At 75.5% G+C, this 17,258-nt stretch carries 16 protein-coding genes; 8 read left to right on the top strand and 8 right to left on the bottom strand.

Annotated features, from left to right (window positions below):
* The first annotated feature begins 8 nt into the window (after positions 1-8).
* From OG946_RS29700 to OG946_RS29730, 7 genes are read left to right on the top strand one after another with little or no spacing between them, the layout of a single operon-like run.
* Positions 9-1,559 (top strand): sugar ABC transporter ATP-binding protein, encoded by a 1,551-nt coding sequence (locus OG946_RS29700; protein ID WP_326799034.1) that lies wholly within the window; start codon positions 9-11, stop codon positions 1,557-1,559.
* Complete coding sequence (locus tag OG946_RS29705) at positions 1,556-2,761, top strand: ABC transporter permease (RefSeq protein ID WP_326799035.1); 1,206 nt, start codon at positions 1,556-1,558, stop codon at positions 2,759-2,761. The genes OG946_RS29700 and OG946_RS29705 overlap by 4 nt, the downstream gene beginning before the upstream one ends.
* On the top strand, positions 2,758-4,248 hold the full coding sequence (locus tag OG946_RS29710) for a xylulokinase (RefSeq protein WP_326799036.1): 1,491 nt from the start codon (positions 2,758-2,760) through the stop codon (positions 4,246-4,248). Before OG946_RS29705 ends, OG946_RS29710 begins: the two co-directional genes overlap by 4 nt.
* Complete coding sequence (locus tag OG946_RS29715; protein WP_326799037.1) at positions 4,245-5,261, top strand: NAD(P)-dependent oxidoreductase; 1,017 nt, start codon at positions 4,245-4,247, stop codon at positions 5,259-5,261. The genes OG946_RS29710 and OG946_RS29715 overlap by 4 nt, the downstream gene beginning before the upstream one ends.
* Positions 5,258-6,016 (top strand): bifunctional 4-hydroxy-2-oxoglutarate aldolase/2-dehydro-3-deoxy-phosphogluconate aldolase, encoded by a 759-nt coding sequence (locus OG946_RS29720; protein WP_326799038.1) that lies wholly within the window; start codon positions 5,258-5,260, stop codon positions 6,014-6,016. The genes OG946_RS29715 and OG946_RS29720 overlap by 4 nt, the downstream gene beginning before the upstream one ends.
* Positions 6,013-6,960, top strand: a complete 948-nt coding sequence (locus OG946_RS29725; protein WP_326799039.1) for a shikimate dehydrogenase family protein — start codon at positions 6,013-6,015, stop codon at positions 6,958-6,960. The genes OG946_RS29720 and OG946_RS29725 overlap by 4 nt, the downstream gene beginning before the upstream one ends.
* Positions 6,957-7,898: a phosphotriesterase family protein gene (locus OG946_RS29730; protein ID WP_326799040.1), complete on the top strand. Its 942-nt coding sequence runs from the start codon at positions 6,957-6,959 to the stop codon at positions 7,896-7,898. Before OG946_RS29725 ends, OG946_RS29730 begins: the two co-directional genes overlap by 4 nt.
* Before the next feature lie 29 nt (positions 7,899-7,927).
* On the opposite strand, the gene recQ is transcribed toward OG946_RS29730, so the two are convergent.
* The 7 genes from recQ to OG946_RS29765 all read right to left on the bottom strand — a co-directional run bounded on the left by recQ (position 7,928) and on the right by OG946_RS29765 (position 14,970).
* Positions 7,928-9,757, bottom strand: coding sequence for a DNA helicase RecQ (gene recQ / locus OG946_RS29735; protein WP_326799041.1), 1,830 nt, complete (start codon positions 9,755-9,757; stop codon positions 7,928-7,930).
* 87 nt (positions 9,758-9,844) lie between these two features.
* Positions 9,845-10,117 carry a hypothetical protein gene (locus OG946_RS29740; RefSeq protein WP_240662519.1) on the bottom strand — a complete coding sequence of 91 codons (273 nt, stop codon included), beginning with the start codon at positions 10,115-10,117 and terminating at the stop codon, positions 9,845-9,847.
* A 119-nt stretch (positions 10,118-10,236) separates the two neighbouring features.
* Positions 10,237-11,241: a proline racemase family protein gene (locus OG946_RS29745; protein ID WP_326799042.1), complete on the bottom strand. Its 1,005-nt coding sequence runs from the start codon at positions 11,239-11,241 to the stop codon at positions 10,237-10,239.
* Positions 11,242-11,337: 96 nt separating this feature from the next.
* Positions 11,338-12,702: an FAD/NAD(P)-dependent oxidoreductase gene (locus tag OG946_RS29750; RefSeq protein WP_326799043.1), complete on the bottom strand. Its 1,365-nt coding sequence runs from the start codon at positions 12,700-12,702 to the stop codon at positions 11,338-11,340.
* Positions 12,699-12,956 (bottom strand): (2Fe-2S)-binding protein, encoded by a 258-nt coding sequence (locus OG946_RS29755; protein ID WP_326799044.1) that lies wholly within the window; start codon positions 12,954-12,956, stop codon positions 12,699-12,701. The genes OG946_RS29750 and OG946_RS29755 overlap by 4 nt, the downstream gene beginning before the upstream one ends.
* Positions 12,957-13,074: 118 nt before the next feature.
* Positions 13,075-14,271, bottom strand: coding sequence for an NAD(P)/FAD-dependent oxidoreductase (locus tag OG946_RS29760; protein ID WP_326799045.1), 1,197 nt, complete (start codon positions 14,269-14,271; stop codon positions 13,075-13,077).
* Positions 14,272-14,334: 63 nt separating this feature from the next.
* On the bottom strand, positions 14,335-14,970 hold the full coding sequence (locus OG946_RS29765; RefSeq protein ID WP_326799046.1) for a helix-turn-helix domain-containing protein: 636 nt from the start codon (positions 14,968-14,970) through the stop codon (positions 14,335-14,337).
* Between the two features lie 260 nt (positions 14,971-15,230).
* On the opposite strand from OG946_RS29765, the gene OG946_RS29770 reads away from it, so the two are divergent.
* The gene (locus OG946_RS29770) at positions 15,231-16,349 is read left to right on the top strand and encodes a peptidoglycan recognition protein family protein (protein ID WP_326799047.1); all 1,119 of its coding nucleotides are present in this window, start codon (positions 15,231-15,233) and stop codon (positions 16,347-16,349) included.
* 118 nt (positions 16,350-16,467) lie between these two features.
* On the opposite strand, the gene OG946_RS29775 is transcribed toward OG946_RS29770, so the two are convergent.
* On the bottom strand, positions 16,468-17,172 hold the full coding sequence (locus OG946_RS29775) for a hypothetical protein (RefSeq protein WP_326799048.1): 705 nt from the start codon (positions 17,170-17,172) through the stop codon (positions 16,468-16,470).
* Between the last annotated feature and the right edge of the window lie 86 nt (positions 17,173-17,258).

The following is a 17,258-nucleotide window of genomic DNA, read 5'->3' on the forward strand; positions in this document are numbered from 1 at the left end:
TGCGGGGCGTGGGTAAGAGCTATCGCGCCGTGACGGCGCTGGCCGCCGTGGACCTGGACATCGCGCCGGGCGAGGTGCACTGCCTCGCCGGCGAGAACGGTGCCGGGAAGTCCACCCTCATCAAGGTGCTGACCGGCGCGGTGGCCCGCGACGGCGGCGCGTACCGGGTGCGGGGCCGCGAGATGCGCGCCCACGTCACCCCCGCGGAGGCCCGCGCCGCCGGCATCGGCGTGGTGTATCAGGAGCTGAGCCTGATGCCCGAGCTGACCGTGGCCAGCAACCTGAGCATGTTCGGGATGCCGGGACGGGCCGGCTGGGTCGACCGCCGCCGGCAGCGCGCGCAGGCCGGGGAGATACTGGCCCGCGTCGGTCTTGCCGACCTGGATCCCCGTACGCGCGTGTCGGAACTGACCACCGCGACCCGGCAGTTGGTCGAGATCGCCCGGGTGCTCGGCCAGGACGCGCGGCTCGTCGTCTTCGACGAGCCGACCACCGCGCTGTCCGCGCAGGAGGCGGACGCCCTGCTGGCCCGCATCGGCACGCTGCGGGACGAGGGTGTCTCCGTCCTGTACGTCACCCACCGGCTGGAGGAGATGTTCGCCGTCGGCGACTGGGTGACCGTGCTGCGCGACGGCCGGGTGGTCGAGACCCGGCCGATGTCCGACTACGACGAGGACTCCCTCGTGCAGTCGATGGTCGGCCGCCGGATCGAGAACCTGTACCCCGGCGAGCGCCCCGGCCCCGGCGACGTACGGCTGGAGCTGCGGGGCCTGCGCCCCGCCGGCTTCCCCGCGCCGGTGGACCTGACCGTGCGCCGCGGCGAAGTCGTCGGCCTGGCCGGGCTGCTCGGCTCCGGGCGCACCGAACTGCTGCGCGCCGCCTTCGGCGCCGACCCGGTGCTCGGCGGCGAGGTCCTGGTCGACGGCCGCCGCGTCAACGCGACTTCCCCGCGGGCCGCCGCCCGGGCCGGGCTCGGGCTGCTGCCCGAGGACCGCAAGGAGTCCGGGCTGCTGCTGGGCCTGAGCATCGAGAAGAACGTGGCCATCGCCAGCCTGCCGCGCACCGGCACCTTCGGGGTGCTGCGCCGCCGCCGGATGCGCGAGCACGTCACCGCCGCCTCCGCCGGGCTGCGCATCAAGCTCGGCGACTGGAGCGACCCGGTCTCCTCGCTCTCCGGCGGCAACCAGCAGAAGACGCTGGTCGCCCGCTGGCGGGCCACCGGCGCCAAGGTGCTGCTGCTCGACGAGCCCACGAAGGGCGTCGACGTCGGCTCCAAGGCCGACATCTACCAGGTGATCGCCGAACTGGCCGCGGACGGCCTGGCGATCGTGGTCGTCTCCTCCTACCTCCCCGAACTGCTGGGCCTGTGCGACCGCGTCGAAGTGGTGCGCCAGCGCCGTCTTGTGGGCTCGCTGCCCGCCGCGGAGGCCACCGAGGAGGCCGTGCTGCGGCTGGCGAGCCCCGTGGGCCCGGCCGCCGCGCCCCCCGCCGCCGGCGCCCCCGCGGCCGGCCGGCCAGGACCCGCCGAACCTTCCGCACCGTCCCTGGAGAACCGATGACCGACCTCGCCAGAGCCACCGCCCCCGCCGCCGGCGGCGGCACGTCCAAGGGCATCCAGTTCGGCAAACGCCCCGCCCGGCAGCCCGCCGACGGGGAGATCCTGCGCCTCGGCCAGGTGCTGGGCCGCACCTCGGGCGGCATACCCGTGCTGCTGGTGCTGGCTTTCGCGCTGACCATGTCCACCGAGTCGTTCCTCACCGGCACCAACCTGGACAACCTCGGCCGGCAGGTGTCCATCTTCGCGATCATCGCCGTCGGCCAGCTCATCGTCATCCTCACCGCGGGCATCGACCTGTCCGTCGGCTCGGTCGTCGGCCTGTCCGGCATCGTCGCGGCCAAGGTGGTCTACGACACCGGCGGCGGACTGCCCATCGTGGGCGCGGTCCTCCTCGCGCTGCTCGTGGGCGCCGCCGCCGGGCTGATCAACGGCCTGCTGGTGGCGTTCCTCAAGATGCCGCCGTTCATCGTGACGCTCGGCATGATGGGCGCCGCCCGCGGCGCGACCCTGCTGCTCAGCGACGGCCGCACCGTACAGCCGCTGCCCGAGGGTTTCGCCGAGATCGGCGGCGGCAGCCTGCTGGGCATCTCCCATCTGACCTGGCTGATGGTGCTCATCACGGTGTTCTTCGCGCTGCTGCTGCGCCGCACGGTCTGGGGCGAGTACGTCTACGCCGTCGGCTCCAGCGCCGAGTCCGCCCGGCTGACGGGCGTGCCCGTACGCCGCGTGCTCGTCAGCGCGTACGTGCTGTCCGGCACCCTCGCCGCCGCGGCCGGCGTGCTCCTCGCCTCCCGCCTCGGCAACGGCGTGCCGACCTCGGGCAACGGCTACGAACTCCAGGCCATCGCCGCCTGCGTGATCGGCGGCGCCAGCCTCTTCGGCGCCAAGGGCAGCGCGCTCGGCGCGCTCGTCGGCGCGCTGGTCGTCGGCATGCTCAACAACGGCGGCACGCTGCTGGGCATCGACCCCTTCTGGCTGCAGATCGTCATCGGCGTGCTGATCCTCGCCGCCGTCGCCACCGAGCACATCCACAACCTCCGCCGCGGCGGCAAGGCCAGGCCGGTCGCGGACGCGCCGCCGCTCGGGGGCCCGGGACAGCCGGGCGAGCCGGTACCGGCAGGCGGCACGGCGCAACCGGATCCGGGGACCGCGGGCAACGAGACTGCCGGTGAGCCGACCCCGAAGAAACGAGCGGCACCATGATCATCGCGCACGACCTCGGCACCACCGGCGACAAGGCGTCGCTGCACGCCGACGACGGCACCCCGGTCGCCGCCCTGACCGAGCACTACGGCACCGACTTCCGCGCCGGCGGCGTCGCCGAGCAGGACCCCGAGCTGTGGTGGCGGGCCGTGTGCGCCGCCACCCGGCGGCTGCTGGACCACACCGGCGTACGCCCCGGGGAGGTCGCCGCCGTCGGGTTCAGCGGCCAGATGATGGGCGCGGTGCTGCTCGACTCCGCGTACCGCCCGGTGCGGCCCTCGCTGATCTGGGCCGACCACCGCAGCCAGGAGCAGGCCGGCCGGCTGACCGCCGCGCTGGGTGCCGAGCGGGCGTACCGCCTGCTCGGCCATCAGCTCCACCCCACCTACTCGCTGACCAAGGTGATGTGGGTACGCGACCGCGAGCCGGAGACCTTCGCCCGGGTGGCCCACGTCTGCCTGGCCAAGGACTACGTCGTGCACCGGCTCACCGGCGTGCTGGCCACCGACCGCTCCGACGCCTCCAGCACCAACGCCTACGACCAGCCCGCCGGCGCCTGGTCCGCCGAGGTGCTGGCCGCGGCCGGCATCGACCCCGCGCTCTTCCCCGAGATCGTGCCGTCGACCACCGTCGCGGGACCCCTGCTCCCCGAAGCCGCCGAGGCCACCGGGCTGGCCGCCGGCACCCCCGTCGTCCTCGGCGGCGGCGACGGCCCGCTGGCCGCGCTGGGCGCCGGGGTCATCGACCCCGCGGACGGCGCGTACACCTACCTCGGCTCGTCCTCCTGGGTCTCGCTCTCCGCGGAACGGCCGCTGCACGACCCGCGGATGCGCACCATGACCTTCGACCACGTCGTCCCCGGCCGCTACGTGCCGACCGCGACCATGCAGGCCGGCGGCGCGTCGCTGGACTGGGTGGCGGAGGTGCTCCGTCCCGGCCAGGGCGGCGACCGCTTCCCCGAACTGCTCGCCGCCGCGGCCGACGCCGACACCGCGGGCCTGTACTTCCTGCCGCATCTGCTCGGCGAGCGCTCCCCGTACTGGAACGCCGCCGCGGCCGGCGCGTTCCTCGGCCTCACCCGCCACCACGAGGAGGCCCATCTGACCCGCGCGGTGCTGGAGGGCGTGGCGTTCAACCTCGCCACCTGCGTCGGCGCGTTCCGCGAGGCCGGGCACCCGGTCGACCGGGTCGACGCGATCGGCGGCGGCGCGGCCAGCGACCTGTGGCTGCAGATCCTCGCCGACGTCTGGGGCGCCACCGTGCGCCGCCGCAGCATCGTCGAGGAGGCCAACAGCCTGGGCGCGGCCGTCACCGCGGGCGTCGGCGCGGGCCTCGTCGACGGCTTCGCCGTCGCCCGCGACCTGTCCGACGTCACCGCCGAGTTCACCCCGGACCCGGGGCGGCACGCCGACTACCGGCGGCGGCACGCGCTGTTCCTGGAGGCGTACGAGCGGCTGGAACCGTGGTTCGCGAAGGAGAAGCGATGAGCGGGACACCCGAAACCGCCGCAGGCACGGCCCCCGTGGTGCTGGTGACCTCGCGGTCCTTCGGCAGCGGCAGCGCGCCCGTCGAGGACCAGCTCGCCGCCGCCGGGCTGCGCGTGGTGCGCGGCTCCACCGTCCACGACCCCGCCGAGCTGGCCCCGCTGCTGGCCGGTGCCGTCGCCTGGATCGCCGGCACCGCGCCCGTCACCGACGCGCATCTGGCCGCTGCACCGCGGCTGAAGGTCGTCGCGCGCTACGGCGTCGGCGTCGACAGCGTCGACCTGGCCGCCGCCGCCCGCCGCGGCGTCACCGTCACCAACACCCCGGCCGCGAACAGCGATGCCGTCGCCGACCTCGGCATCGCGCTGCTCCTCGCCGCGCTGCGCGGCGTCGCCGCCGGCGACCGGGCGGTGCGGGCCGGGTTCTGGCAGCCGCGCCGCGGCCGGGAGCTGGGCACCCTCACGCTGGGCGTCGTCGGCCTCGGCCGGGTCGGGCGCGGGGTGGCGCGGCGCGCCGCCGGGTTCGGCACCGAGGTGCTGGGGCACGACCCGTACCTGGACCCGGTGGTCTTCGAGGTGCTGGGCGTCCGGCGGACGCCGCTCGCGGAGCTGGCCGGGCGGTGCGACGCGGTGAGCCTGCACGCTCCCGGCGGCACCCGGGTGGTCGACGAGCGGTGGCTCGCCGGGGCCAGGCCGGGGCTGATCGTCGTCAACACGGCGCGGGCCGACCTCGTCGACGAGCACGCCGTCGCCGCGGCGCTGCGGGACGGCCGGCTGGCCGCGTACGCCGCGGACACCCTCGCGGGCGAGGGCGGCGCCGCCGCGGAAAGCCCGCTGCTGGCCGCCGAGTTCGCCGACCGGGTGGTCCTCACGCCGCACCTCGGCGCGCAGACCGTCGAGGCGGTGGACCGGATGGGCGCGGGTGCCGTACGGGCCGTCCTCGACGTGCTCGCAGGACGCGAGCCCGCGCACCCCGTACCCCTGCCCGTACCCGCCACCGAAGAGAGCGCACCGTGACCACCCAGCAGCCCCCCGCAGACCCCGCCGCGCCCCCGTCCCCGCTCGCCGGCCTGCGCCGCGCCGGCGTCGTCGCCGTCCTCCGCGCCCCCACTCCGGACGGCGCCCTGGCCGCCGTGGCGGCGCTGATCGAAGGCGGCGTCACCGGCATCGAGATCACGTACTCCACGCCCGACGCGCCCGCGGTCATCGCCGAGGTACGCGCCCGCCACCCCCGGGCGCTGGTGGGCGCGGGCACCGTCCTCACCCCCGCGCAGGCCGCCGCGGCGGCCGACGCCGGCTCGGCGTTCCTGGTCAGCCCCGGCACCACCCCGGAACTCGCCGCCGCCATGCTGGACACGGGCCTGCCCGTGCTCTCCGGCGCCCTGACCCCCAGCGAGGTCATGACCGCCACCGCGCTCGGCGTGCACGCGGTCAAGGTCTTCCCCGCCTCCCTCGGCGGCCCGGGCTATCTCCGTGCGCTGCGCGGCCCGTTCCCGGACGTGCCGCTGGTGCCGACCGGCGGGGTCTCCGCCGGGAACCTGGCGGAGTGGTTCGGCGCCGGCGCGCTGGCGGTCGGCGCGGGCGGCGAGCTGGCCTCCGCGGCGCACATCGCCGCGGGGCGCTGGGACTCGCTGACGGTACGGGCCCGGGCGTTCGCGGCGGCGCTGGCGAAGGTCCGCGCCGCGACGTCCGACGCGGACGGCTCCGGTGCCGCGGCCGGCCCCGCAGACCCGGCCGGCCCCGCAGACCCGGGTGCGGAGGCGGTCCGTTGAGCGCACCGACCGGCGCCGCCACCGGCACTGCCGCGGACACGGCGGCCATGGCCTTCGTCGGCGTCAGCACCGGCGAGTCGTCCATCATGCGGATCTTCCCCGAGTGGGCCCGCCTCCTCGGCCTGCCCACCGCCCGGCTCGTCGGCTTCGACCTGCCGCCGGACGCGGAACCCGGCCGCTACCGGGCGGTCGCCGAGCGGATCAGGCGCGATCCGCTGCTGCTCGGCGCGCTGATCACCACCCACAAGATAGGCGTGTACCGGGCCGCCGCCGACCTCTTCGACGAGCTGGACGACTTCGCCAGGCTCTGCGGCGAGGTGTCCTCCGTCTCCAAACGGGACGGCCGCTTCATCGGCCACGCCAAGGACCCGCTGACCGCGGGCCTGGCCATCGAGGAGTTCCTCGCGCCCGGACACTTCGCCGCCACCGGCGGGGAGTTGCTGTGCCTGGGCGCCGGCGGCGCCGGCACCGCGATCAGCTACTACCTCGCCCGCCGCCCCGACGCCCCCGCCCGCATCGTCTGCACCGACCGCTCCGCCGACCGGCTCGCCGAGCTGGCCGACGTGCTCCGGCGCGGCGGCGCGGACCCCGCCCGGCTCCGTACCGTCGTCACCGAGGGCCACGCCGACGACCTGCTCGCGGCGGCGCCGCCCGGCACCCTCGTCGTCAACGCCACCGGTCTCGGCAAGGACCGGCCGGGATCGCCGCTGTCGCCCCCCGCGCGGTTCCCGCGCGGGGCCGTGGCGTGGGAGCTGAACTATCGCGGCGCGCTGCCCTTCCTGCACGCGGCCCGCGCCCAGGCCGCCGAGCGGGATCTCGAAGTCGTCGACGGCTGGCGGTACTTCATCCACGGCTGGTCCCAGGTGATAGCGGAGGTGTTCGGCCTGACCCTGGACGCCGCGACCGTCGACCGGCTGTCCGCCGCCGCCGAGGCCGTACGGTGAGCGTCCGCACGGTCCTCGGCGACCTGCCCGCGGACCGGCTCGGGCGGACCGACTACCACGAGCACCTCTTCCAGGTCTCGCCGCTGCTGCCCGGCGACGAACTGGACGACGAGGCGCGCAGCGGGCAGGAGGCCGCGTCTCTGCGGGCGGCCGGCTTCACGGCGATGATCGAGGCGACCCCGGTGGGCCTGGGCCGCGACCCGGCGGGCGTCGCCCGCATCGCGCGGGCCACCGGGCTGCACGTCGTGCACACCACGGGCGCCCACCGCGAGCCGCACTACGCGCCGGGACACCCGCTGCTCGCGCTCACCGAAGCCGAACTGGCCGGCCTCTTCACCGCCGAGCTGACCGACGGCATGTACGCCGACGCGGACCTGACGGTACGGACCGGGCCCGCCGTGCGCGCCGGGATCGTCAAGGCGGGCGCCGGGTACTGGTCGCTCACCCCGTTCGAGCACCGGGTGCTCGCGGCGGCCGGCGCCGCGCACCGGGCCACCGGGGCGCCGGTGATGGTGCATCTGGAGTACGGCAGCGCGGCGTTCGAGGTGCTGGCGGAGCTGGCCGGGCACGGGGTGCCGGCGCACCGGGTCGTCCTCGCGCACGCCGACCGCAACCCCGACCCCGGGCTGCACGCGGAGCTGTGCGCGGCCGGCGCGTACCTCGGCTACGACGGCATGGCCCGGCACCGCAGCCACCCCGACTCCACCGTGCTGGGCTGCCTGCTCGCCACGGCGGAGCGCGCGGGTCCCGACCGGCTGCTGCTCGGCGGCGACGTCGCCCGCCGCAGCCGCTACCGCGCGTACGGCGGCATGCCGGGCCTGGACTACCTGCCCCGCCGCTTTCTCCCGCGCGTCGCGGCCGAGGGCGGCGACGCGCTGGCCGACGCCGTCACGGTGGCCAACCCGGCGAGGCTGCTGGACTGGGGCGGCACGCCCTGAGGCGCGGGCCGTCCGTCACCCCGCGGCCCTCACCCCGCGTCGTCCTCCGCGACCGTCTGGAGGATCGCCTCGCCGTACTTCGCGAGCTTGTTCTCGCCGACGCCGCTGACGGAACCCAGCGAGGCGAGCGAGCCGGGACACTCGGTGGCGATCTGCCGCAGCGTCGCGTCGTGGAAGATCACGTACGCGGGCACCCCCTGCTCCCTCGCGGTCGCACCCCGCCACGCGCGCAGCCGCTCGAAGAGCGACGCCGCCTCCGCCGGCAGGTCGACGGCCTCGGCGCGCTTGGAGCCGGACTTCGCCTTCGCCGCCTTCGCCGCCCGCTTGGGCTCGGTGCGCAGCGGCACCTTGCGGCCCCGGTACAGCACCTCGTCGGCTTCCTCGGTGAGCACCAGCGTGCCGTAGTCGCCCTCGACGGCCAGCAGCCCCTTCGCGAGCAACTGCCGTACGACACCGCGCCACTCGTGCTCCGCCAGATCGTCGCCGACGCCGAAGACCGAGAGCGAGTCGTGGTCGTGCTGGATGACCTTGGCCGTCTTGCGGCCCATCAGGATGTCGACGATCTGCCCGGCGCCGAACTTCTGCCGCCGCTCGCGCCGCAGCCGCACCACCGTGGACAGCAGCTTCTGCGCGGCGACCGTGCCGTCCCACGACTCGGGGGGCGTGAGGCACGTGTCGCAGTTGCCGCAGGGGGATCCGCTCTGGCCGAAGTACGCGAGCAGCTGCGAGCGCCGGCAGTCGACGCTCTCGCAGAGCGCGAGCATCGCGTCGAGGTGCGCGCTCGCCCGCCGCCGGTGCGCGTCGTCGCCCTCGGAGCCGTCGATGAGCTTGCGCTGCTGCACCACGTCCTGCAGCCCGTACGCGAGCCACGCGGTGGACGGCTGCCCGTCGCGTCCTGCCCGGCCGGTCTCCTGGTAGTACCCCTCCACGGACTTGGGCAGGTCGAGATGGGCGACGTAGCGCACGTCCGGCTTGTCGATGCCCATGCCGAACGCGATGGTGGCGACGATCGCCATGCCCTCCTCGCGCAGGAACCGCGACTGGTGCTCGGCGCGGGTCGCCGCGGGCAGCCCCGCGTGGTAGGGGAGCGCGTCGATCCCGTTCCGTACGAGGAAGTCCGCGGTGTCCTCCACGGACTTGCGCGACAGGCAGTAGACGATGCCGGCGTCGCCCGCGTGCTCGCTGCGCAGCAGCTCCAGGAGCTGCTTCTTCGGCTCCCGCTTGGGCACGATGCGGTACTGGATGTTCGGCCGGTCGAAGCTGGCCACGAAGTGCCGCGCGTGCTCCAGTTGCAGCCGGCTCGCGATCTCCGCGTGCGTCGCCTTGGTCGCCGTCGCGGTCAGCGCGATGCGCGGCACGTCCGGCCAGCGCTCGGAGAGCGCGGACAGCGCGAGGTAGTCGGGCCGGAAGTCGTGCCCCCACTGCGCGACGCAGTGCGCCTCGTCGATGGCGAACAGCGCGACTGTCCCGCGGTCGAGCAGCCGCATCGTGGACTCCACCCGCAGCCGCTCGGGCGCCAGATAGAGCAGATCGATCTCCCCGGCGAGGAACTCGGCCTCCACCATCCGCCGCTCGTCGGGATCCTGCGTGGAGTTCAGGAACCCGGCCCGCACGCCGAGCGCGCGCAGGGCGTCGACCTGGTCCTGCATGAGCGCGATGAGCGGCGAGATCACCACCCCGGTACCGGGCCTGACCAGCGCGGGAATCTGATAGCACAGCGACTTGCCGCCGCCGGTGGGCATCAGCACGAGGGCGTCGCCGCCGCCCACGACATGGTCGATGATCTCCTGCTGCCCCTCGCGGAACGACTCGTAGCCGAAGACCTTGCTGAGGACCTGCAGCGCCTCGGTGGAACTCATCGGGCGAGTTTATGCCCCGCCACCGACACCCCGCGGGGAGACCTCGGGACCGGCCGGGTGCCCCGGCCGGTCCGGTCGCGTCCTCCGCTAGTCGGACTCCCGCTGCGGCAGGGGGCGGTACGAGTCGGGGCCCGGGCTCCGGCCCTCGGGCGGGTACTCGCAGTCGAGACCGGTGATCTCGTAGTCGGTGCCCTCGCTCTGCTCCCGGTCCACGACGACGGAGCCCGTGCACACGCGGCCGTGCCCGTCGGTGAAGGTGACGATCTCGCTGGAGTCGGTCGGGGGGTCGGTGCACCCCGCGACCAGCAGTGCCGTGCCCGCGGCCATCGCCGCCGCGCCGAGCTTCCACCGCCGTGCCATGCCACGCTCCTCCGCCTCGGTGCGCCCGGCGGTCCGGGCGCCACCACCGGCACCGTAGGACGGAGGGCCCGGGAGCCCTCCCGCGGCGGGAGCCCTCCCGCGGCGGGAGGCCCCGGGCGCTACAGCGTGAAGCCGGCGGGGAAGGGGTCGTCGGGGTCCAGGAGGTACTGGGACATGCCGGTGATCCAGGCGCGGCCCGTCACCGTGGGGATCTGGGCGGGCAGGCCGGCGATCTCCGTCCCGGCTTCCAGGCGGCCCGTGAACAGCGTGCCGAGCAGCGACTCGTTGACGAAGTCGGCGCCCAGCTCCAGCTCCCCGCGCGCGTACAACTGCGCCATCCGCGCCGACGTGCCCGTCCCGCAGGGGGAGCGGTCGAACCAGCCCGGGTGGATGACCATCGCGTTGCGCGCGTCCGCCGAGCCGCCGGCCGGCGGCGCCGTCAACTGGACGTGCTTGCAGCCCGAGATGCCCGGGTCCGCCGGGTGCACAGGACGGTTCCGCTCGTTGATCGCGTCCATGATCGCCAGGCCCGCGGTCAGCATCCGCTCCTTCTCCGCCTTCGCGAACGGGATGCCCAGGCTCTCGATCGGCAGGATGGCGTAGAAGTTGCCGCCGTACGCCATGTCGTAGGTGACCCGCCCCAGCCCCGGCACCTCCACCGCCGAGTCCAGCTCCAGCGCGAACGACGGCACGTTGCGGAACGTCACCGACTCCGCCTTGCCGCCCGAGACCGCGACCCGGGCGGTCACCAGCCCCGCCGGCGTGTCCAGCCGGACCTCCGTGACCGGCTCCGTGACCGTGACCATCCCGGTCTCGACCAGCACCGAGGCCACGCCGATCGTGCCGTGCCCGCACATCGGCAGCAGCCCGGAGACCTCGATGTAGAGCACGCCGTAGTCGGCGTCCGGCCGGGTCGGCGGCTGGAGGATCGCGCCGCTCATCGCGGCGTGCCCGCGCGGCTCGTTCACCAGCAGTTGCCGGATGTCGTCCAGGTGCTCGGCGAAGTACTCGCGGCGCTCGGCCATCGTGGCGCCGGGCACCACCCCGACGCCGCCCGTGATCACCCGGGTCGGCATGCCCTCGGTGTGCGAGTCGACGGCCGTGAAGTAGCGGGAGGCGCGCATGTCACACCCCCGCCGGGTGGGCCGGGACGGCTCTGTCCAGGGTGTCGTGCGGCATGGCGGCCTCCTTGAAAGGGCGGTGTGGCGGTACGGGGACGGTCACGTTCCCGGCTCCGGTTCTGCGGGCGGCGGCTCGGCCAGCTCGCCCAGCCGCACCGGCGACGCGATCGGGCGGCGCGCGAACGCCGCCGCGTCCGGCACGCCCGTCAGGCAGGCGACGTTGGGGCCGCACACGCGGCCCTGGCACTGGCCGAGCCCCGCCCTGCTGACCAGCTTCACGGCCCGTACCCCGAGCGCTTCGCGCTCCTGCACCGAGCGGCGCAGCTCGCCGTACGTGACCTCCTCGCAGCGGCACACGAGGGTGTCGTCGGCCAGCCATGTGCGCCACCCGTCCCGCACCGGGTACGCCCGCGCCAGCGCGGCGGCGAACCTGCGCCCGGCCCGTACCCGGCGCAGCGCCGCCGCCGGGGGTGACGGGCGGGCGCCGAGGAGCTTCGCGGCGGCGGCGCCCGCGACCTCGCCCTCCGCGGCGGCCGGGTCCGCGCCGCCGACGCCGGTCAGCTCGCCCGCCGCGAACACCCCGGGCACCGAGGTGGCCTGCGCGGCGTCGACCGCGACGAACCCGCCGTCGAGCGCGCAGCCGGCGGCGAGGGCGGTCTCCAGCTGCGGTACGAACCCGAAGCCGACGCACACCGCGTCGGCCTCCACCCGCCGCTCGCTGCCCGGCACGATCTCCCAGCCGGGGGTGAGGCGCGCGGTGGTGACCGCCTCCACGCGGTCCGTGCCGTGCGCGGCGACGACGGCGGTGCGGCGCAGGTACGGAATGCGGTGGCGGGCCAGGAGCGCGGCGTACCCGGCGAGTTCGCCGGACTTGCGCCACCCGGCGACGGCGTCGGCGGGCCGGCGCAGCCAGGCCGTGACCGGCTCGGCGGCGTCCAGTACCCCGGCCACCCGGGCTCCGGCCGCCGTCAGCGATGCGGCGACCGGCAGCAGGAAAGGGCCGGTGCCGGCCACCAGGACCCGCTCGCCGACGCGTACGCCCTGCCCCTTCGCCAGCGCCTGCGCGGCGCCCGCGGTGTAGACGCCGGGCAGGTCCCAGCCCGGGAACGGCAGCGCCCTGTCGTACGCCCCGGTGGCCAGCACCAGCGCGCGGGTCCCGACGGTGCGCCCGGTACGGCCCGGGCCGTCGGCGGGTCCTGTGCGCAGGTGCACCCGGTGCCCGCCTTCCGGCACGGGCTCCAGCGCCCAGACGACGGTGTGCGGCAGATGCTCGACGCCGGGCGGCAGCGTGAACCGGTCGTGGCCGGCAAGGGAGTTCTGCCGGTGGTACTGCCCGCCGAGCGTCGCGCCGGAGTCCACGAGCAGGACGCGGACGCCGAGCCGGGCCGCGGCCCGGGCGGCGGCCATCCCGGCGGGCCCGCCGCCGATGACGACGACGGGTCCTTCCACCCCGGGCCCGCTCACGAAGGCAGCTCCGCGCCGTCCTGGGTGCGGATGTCGTCGCCGTCGCGGACGAGGCGCTGGCAGGCGCGGACGTCGGCGGCTCCGTTGACGACCACGAGGCAGTCGTGGCAGACGCCGATGCCGCAGAAGACGCCACGCGGCCGGCCGCCGCCGCGGGTCGTGCGCCACGAGACCCGGCCGAGCGCCAGCAGCAGTCCGGCGATGGTCCGCCCCGACTCGGTGACCAGCTCCTCCCCGTCGACCCGCACGATCATCGACTCACCGTCCCGGCCCGCCGGGGCCACACCCGGACGCTCCCCGGCGGCCCCCGCCGCACGGTCCCGCGACGGGCCTCCCGCACCGGCCCCGCCGCCGAGCCACGCCCGCCCCCGCCTACGCCGACTCATCCGCCGCCTCCGCCTCCGTCATGACCCCCGGCCGGTCCACCCGGAACGGCTCCGCGGCCACCTCCGGCGCCCGCCCCGTGAACAGGTCCGCCAGCAACTGCCCGGTGCCCGCCGCCAGCCCGATGCCCGCGCCCTCGTGGCCCGTCGCGTGCCAGAGCCCGGGGCGCCGCGGGTCCTCGCCGATCACCGGCAGGTGGTCGGGGACGTACGGCCGGAAGCCGCCGTAGGCGCGGATCACCGGCACCCCGGCGAGCACGGGGAACAGCCCGGCCGCCTTGCGCGCCAGCTCGCGCAGCACCGCCACCCGCACCGTCTCGTCGAAGCCGGCCCGCTCCCGGCTGGAGCCGACGAGCACCGTTCCGGCCCGCGTCGCCTCCACGACGGTCGACGTCTGCAGGCCGGCGGTGCCGCCGGCGACCGCGCCGACGTAGTCGGCGTCGTAGACCTTGTGCCGCACCGTGCCCGCCGGCAGCGCGGCGGTGACGAGGACCAGCCCGCGCCGCGGCAGCACCGCGACCGGCGCCCCCGCCGCCGCGGCGAACCGGCCGGCCCACGGCCCGCAGGCGTTGACGACCGCGCCGCACGGCACCGTGCCGCGGTCGGTGCGCACGCCTGTGACGGTGCCCCCGGCACCGGTCACGACCCCGTGCGCGGTGACGCCGGCGCGCACCCGCCCGCCCCGCTCCCGTACCGCCGCCAGCAGCGCGGTCGTCGCGAGCACCGGCTGCAACTGGCCGTCCTGCGGGTAGTGGACGGCCGCCGTGACGTCCGCGGTCAGGTGCGGCTCCAGCGCCCCGGCCTCCGCGGGGGTCACCGGCTCCGCCCGGACGCCCGCCGTGCGCTGGGCCGCGGCGAAGTCCGCGAGCGCGCCGGCCGCCGCGGGCGCGGTGGCGACGACGAGACCGCCCTTGGCCTCCCACTCCGCCTCCGCGCGGCGCGGGCCGAGCAGGTCGCGCAGTTCCGCGAGCAGGTGGGGCCAGCGGCGGCGGGAGTGCTGGGCGAGGGCCAGCTCGGGTCCCGGCGCCTTGTCGGAGACCAGGACGTTGCCCTCGCCCGCGGCGGTGGTGCCGCTCGCGGGGGCGCCGCGGTCGAGCACGGCCACCGAGAGCCCGGCGGCGGTCAGCGCCTCGGCGCAGGCCGCGCCGATCACACCGGCCCCCACGACCACGACGTCGTACGCCACCTGCCGCCACCTCCGTTCATTAAAACGAACGGAAACGAGCGTATGGAGGGCGCCGCTCCGCGGTCAAGCCCCTGTTCCGGGGACGGGATGTGCGTTCTGTCGGGGCGCCGGCACGGCGCACGAGGCGACCGGCGGGACCGGGTGCGCGGCGGCCGGGTACTCCAGCATCAGTACCGAGAGCACCGGGCCCCCGACGGTCTCGTAGACGTGCGGGGCGGCGGCCGGGAAGCAGACGTAGTCGCCGGGGCCCAGCTCGTACGGCGCCTCCGGCGGGCCCACCCGGAGCCGCCCGGAGGTGACGACGACGTGCTCGCGCCCCGGGTGGCCCGCCGAGTGCTGCACCTCGCCGGGGCGCACCCGCTGGTCGTACAGCTCGACGACCGTGTCGGTGAGGTCCATCCGGCGCAGCATCCGCAGGTCGACCGCGTTGCTGCTGAGCACTTCGAGGCCCGCCGAGCGCACCAGCAGCACGTCCGGGTCCTCGCGCTCGGTGAGCAGCGAGGACACCGGCACCCCCAGAGCGTTCGACAAACTGAACACCGTCTCGATGGTGGGGTTCCCGGCTCCCGACTCCAGTTGCGACAGCGTGCCCTTGGCGATCCCGGAGGCGCGCGCCAGCCCGGAGAGGGAAAGCCCCGCCCGGGCGCGCAGCGCCCGCAGATTGGCCCCGAGCACCCGGCCTGCCTGTTCGCGTACCACCGGACCTCCTCGACAGTCGTGCGAGAGGCTACCCCGCGCCCGGCGAGGCGGCGACGGGCGTCATCGCTATTCGCGTATCGTCGTTTTCATTGGTCGGCCCTTTGACGCGGGAGTTGACCCCAATTCCCCGTGGAATAGGGGCCGTTGTTACTCAGGGGTTGTCGTGTGCATGTCCCGGGTGTTTTCATGGCCGACCGGACAGCGCGCGCACAATCCTTGATCCCCCCACATCCACCCCCCACCTGAAGAAGGAGACCAGGATGGCAGCACATCCGGGTTTCGACCGCCGCGCCCTGCTGCGCGGCGGACTGACCGCCTCCGCGGCCGGCGCGCTCGGCCTCGGCGCTGCGGGGCTCGCACACGCCACGCCCAGCTCAGCGACCACGGCCGCGCCCGGCGCGGCCCCCGCCCCGCCGCGCGGCGCCCGTGCGCTCGCGGCGCCCGAGCCGCGTATCTACGGCACCGCGGAATGGGGTGCCCGACCGCCGGCGACCGACATCGTCGTCCTCGACCACGTGCCGACGTACATCGCCGTCCACCACACCGCGGAACCGGGCAACAGCGAGGATTACTCGCTCGAACACGCCATGGAAATCTGCCGGTCCATCCAGAACTTCCACATGGACACCCAGGGATGGGGCGACACCGGCCAGCAGTTCACCATCAGCCGCGGCGGATACTGCCTCGAAGGCCGGCACGAGAGCCTGGGCGTCGTGCGCGGCGGCACCCAGCACGTGCAGGGCGCCAACGTCGGCGGCCGCAACAGCGAGGTCATCGGCATCGAGAACGAGGGCCTCTACACCGACGTCGACGTGCCCACCGCGCTGTGGGACTCGCTCGTCGCGATGGTCGCCTGGATCGCCGGCCAGTACGGGCGGCCGGTGGAGAACATCATGGGCCACCGCGACTTCAACTCCACCGAGTGCCCCGGCGACGTGCTCTACGCCCGCCTGCCGGAGCTGCGCGACGCGGTGGCCGGGGTGCTCGGCGCCCCGAAGCCCGAGCGGACGGCCGTCTGGCCGCTGCTGCGCCCCGGCGACAGCGGCCCCGCGGTGCGCGCGGCGCAGCACCTGCTGCGCGCCCGCGGGTTCACCGGGCTGCCCGCCGACGGGCTCTTCGGCCCGGAGACGAAGCGGGCCGTGGCCAAGCTCGCCGAGGACGGCGGCGTCGAGCGGCACTCCTGCTCGGCGGAGTTCCACAAGCGCAACGACGAGACCGGCTACCTCGGCGCGGACATCTGGCCGCTGATCACCCCGCGCGGGCGCGCCGGGTCGGGCGGCGAGGTCGCGAAGGCCGTCGATGCGCTGCGCGGGCGCGGGCGGCGGGCGCCGTCGGGCCGGGAGCTGGACGCGACGGTGTGGAAGCAGTTGCTGTCCTGAGGATCTGAGCGCGGACGGGAACGGGCGCGGCCCCCCGCGCCCGTTCCCGTAACGGCCGGCCGCGTGCGGAACGGCACCGGCGACCGCCGGCCCCGCGGCCCCGCGGCGGTCACCGGCGTCAGCGGCGGCCCGCCACGAACGGGCGGAGCCGGTCGGCGAGCGCCTCGCTCGTCACCAACTGGAAGTCCGTGGCCGGATACAAGGCCGAGTCGGGGCACGTCTGCGCGGGACTCGTCGTGCCGTCCAGGGCGAACTTCGTCACCAACTCGCCGGTGGCGGCCTCGAAGACCCGGAAGATGTAGCGCGCGCTCTCCACGTCGACCACGCCGTCGCCCGTGTTGTGCGAGCCGCCGAGGTAGGTGCAGGTGCCGACGGTGCGGCTGTCGTGGCTGTTGTCGTCGTACTGGCAGACCACGAGCTGGGTGTCGTCGTTCGCGAAGTCCGCCGTCCAGTCGCCCGGCAGTTGGGGCGGCTCGCTCTCGTCGACGGCGATGTCGTCTTTGAACAGCACGGCCGGATGCGGCCCGGGACCCTTGTAGGCCGGGCCGCCGGGAAGGTACGCCTTCACCTTGCCGGCCTCGAACGGCTCCGTGAAGTCGCAGACCTCCTCGGCGCTCCGGACGACCTGGTGCGCCGGCGGCGGAGGTGTGCGCGGCAGCGGATCGGGCGAGGGGGACGGGCCCGACGCCTTCGCGTCCCCGCCCGCGCTCCCGCCTCCGCGCCTGTACACGTCCCCGTCGCCCCCGGTGCAGGCGGCGGGCCCCGCCAGCCAGGCGACCGCGACCAGCACGAGCCCGGCCACGCCCCGCCGCGCACGTCCCACGATGCCCGCTCCTTCCCGCCGTGCCGGGGTTCCGCCCGCACCGTATCGCCCCGGACTCGGGACGGGTCCCCGTCCACAACGGCGAT

The sequence above is a fragment of the Streptomyces sp. NBC_01808 genome (genome assembly GCF_035917395.1).
Taxonomy (GTDB): Bacteria; Actinomycetota; Actinomycetes; order Streptomycetales; family Streptomycetaceae; genus Streptomyces.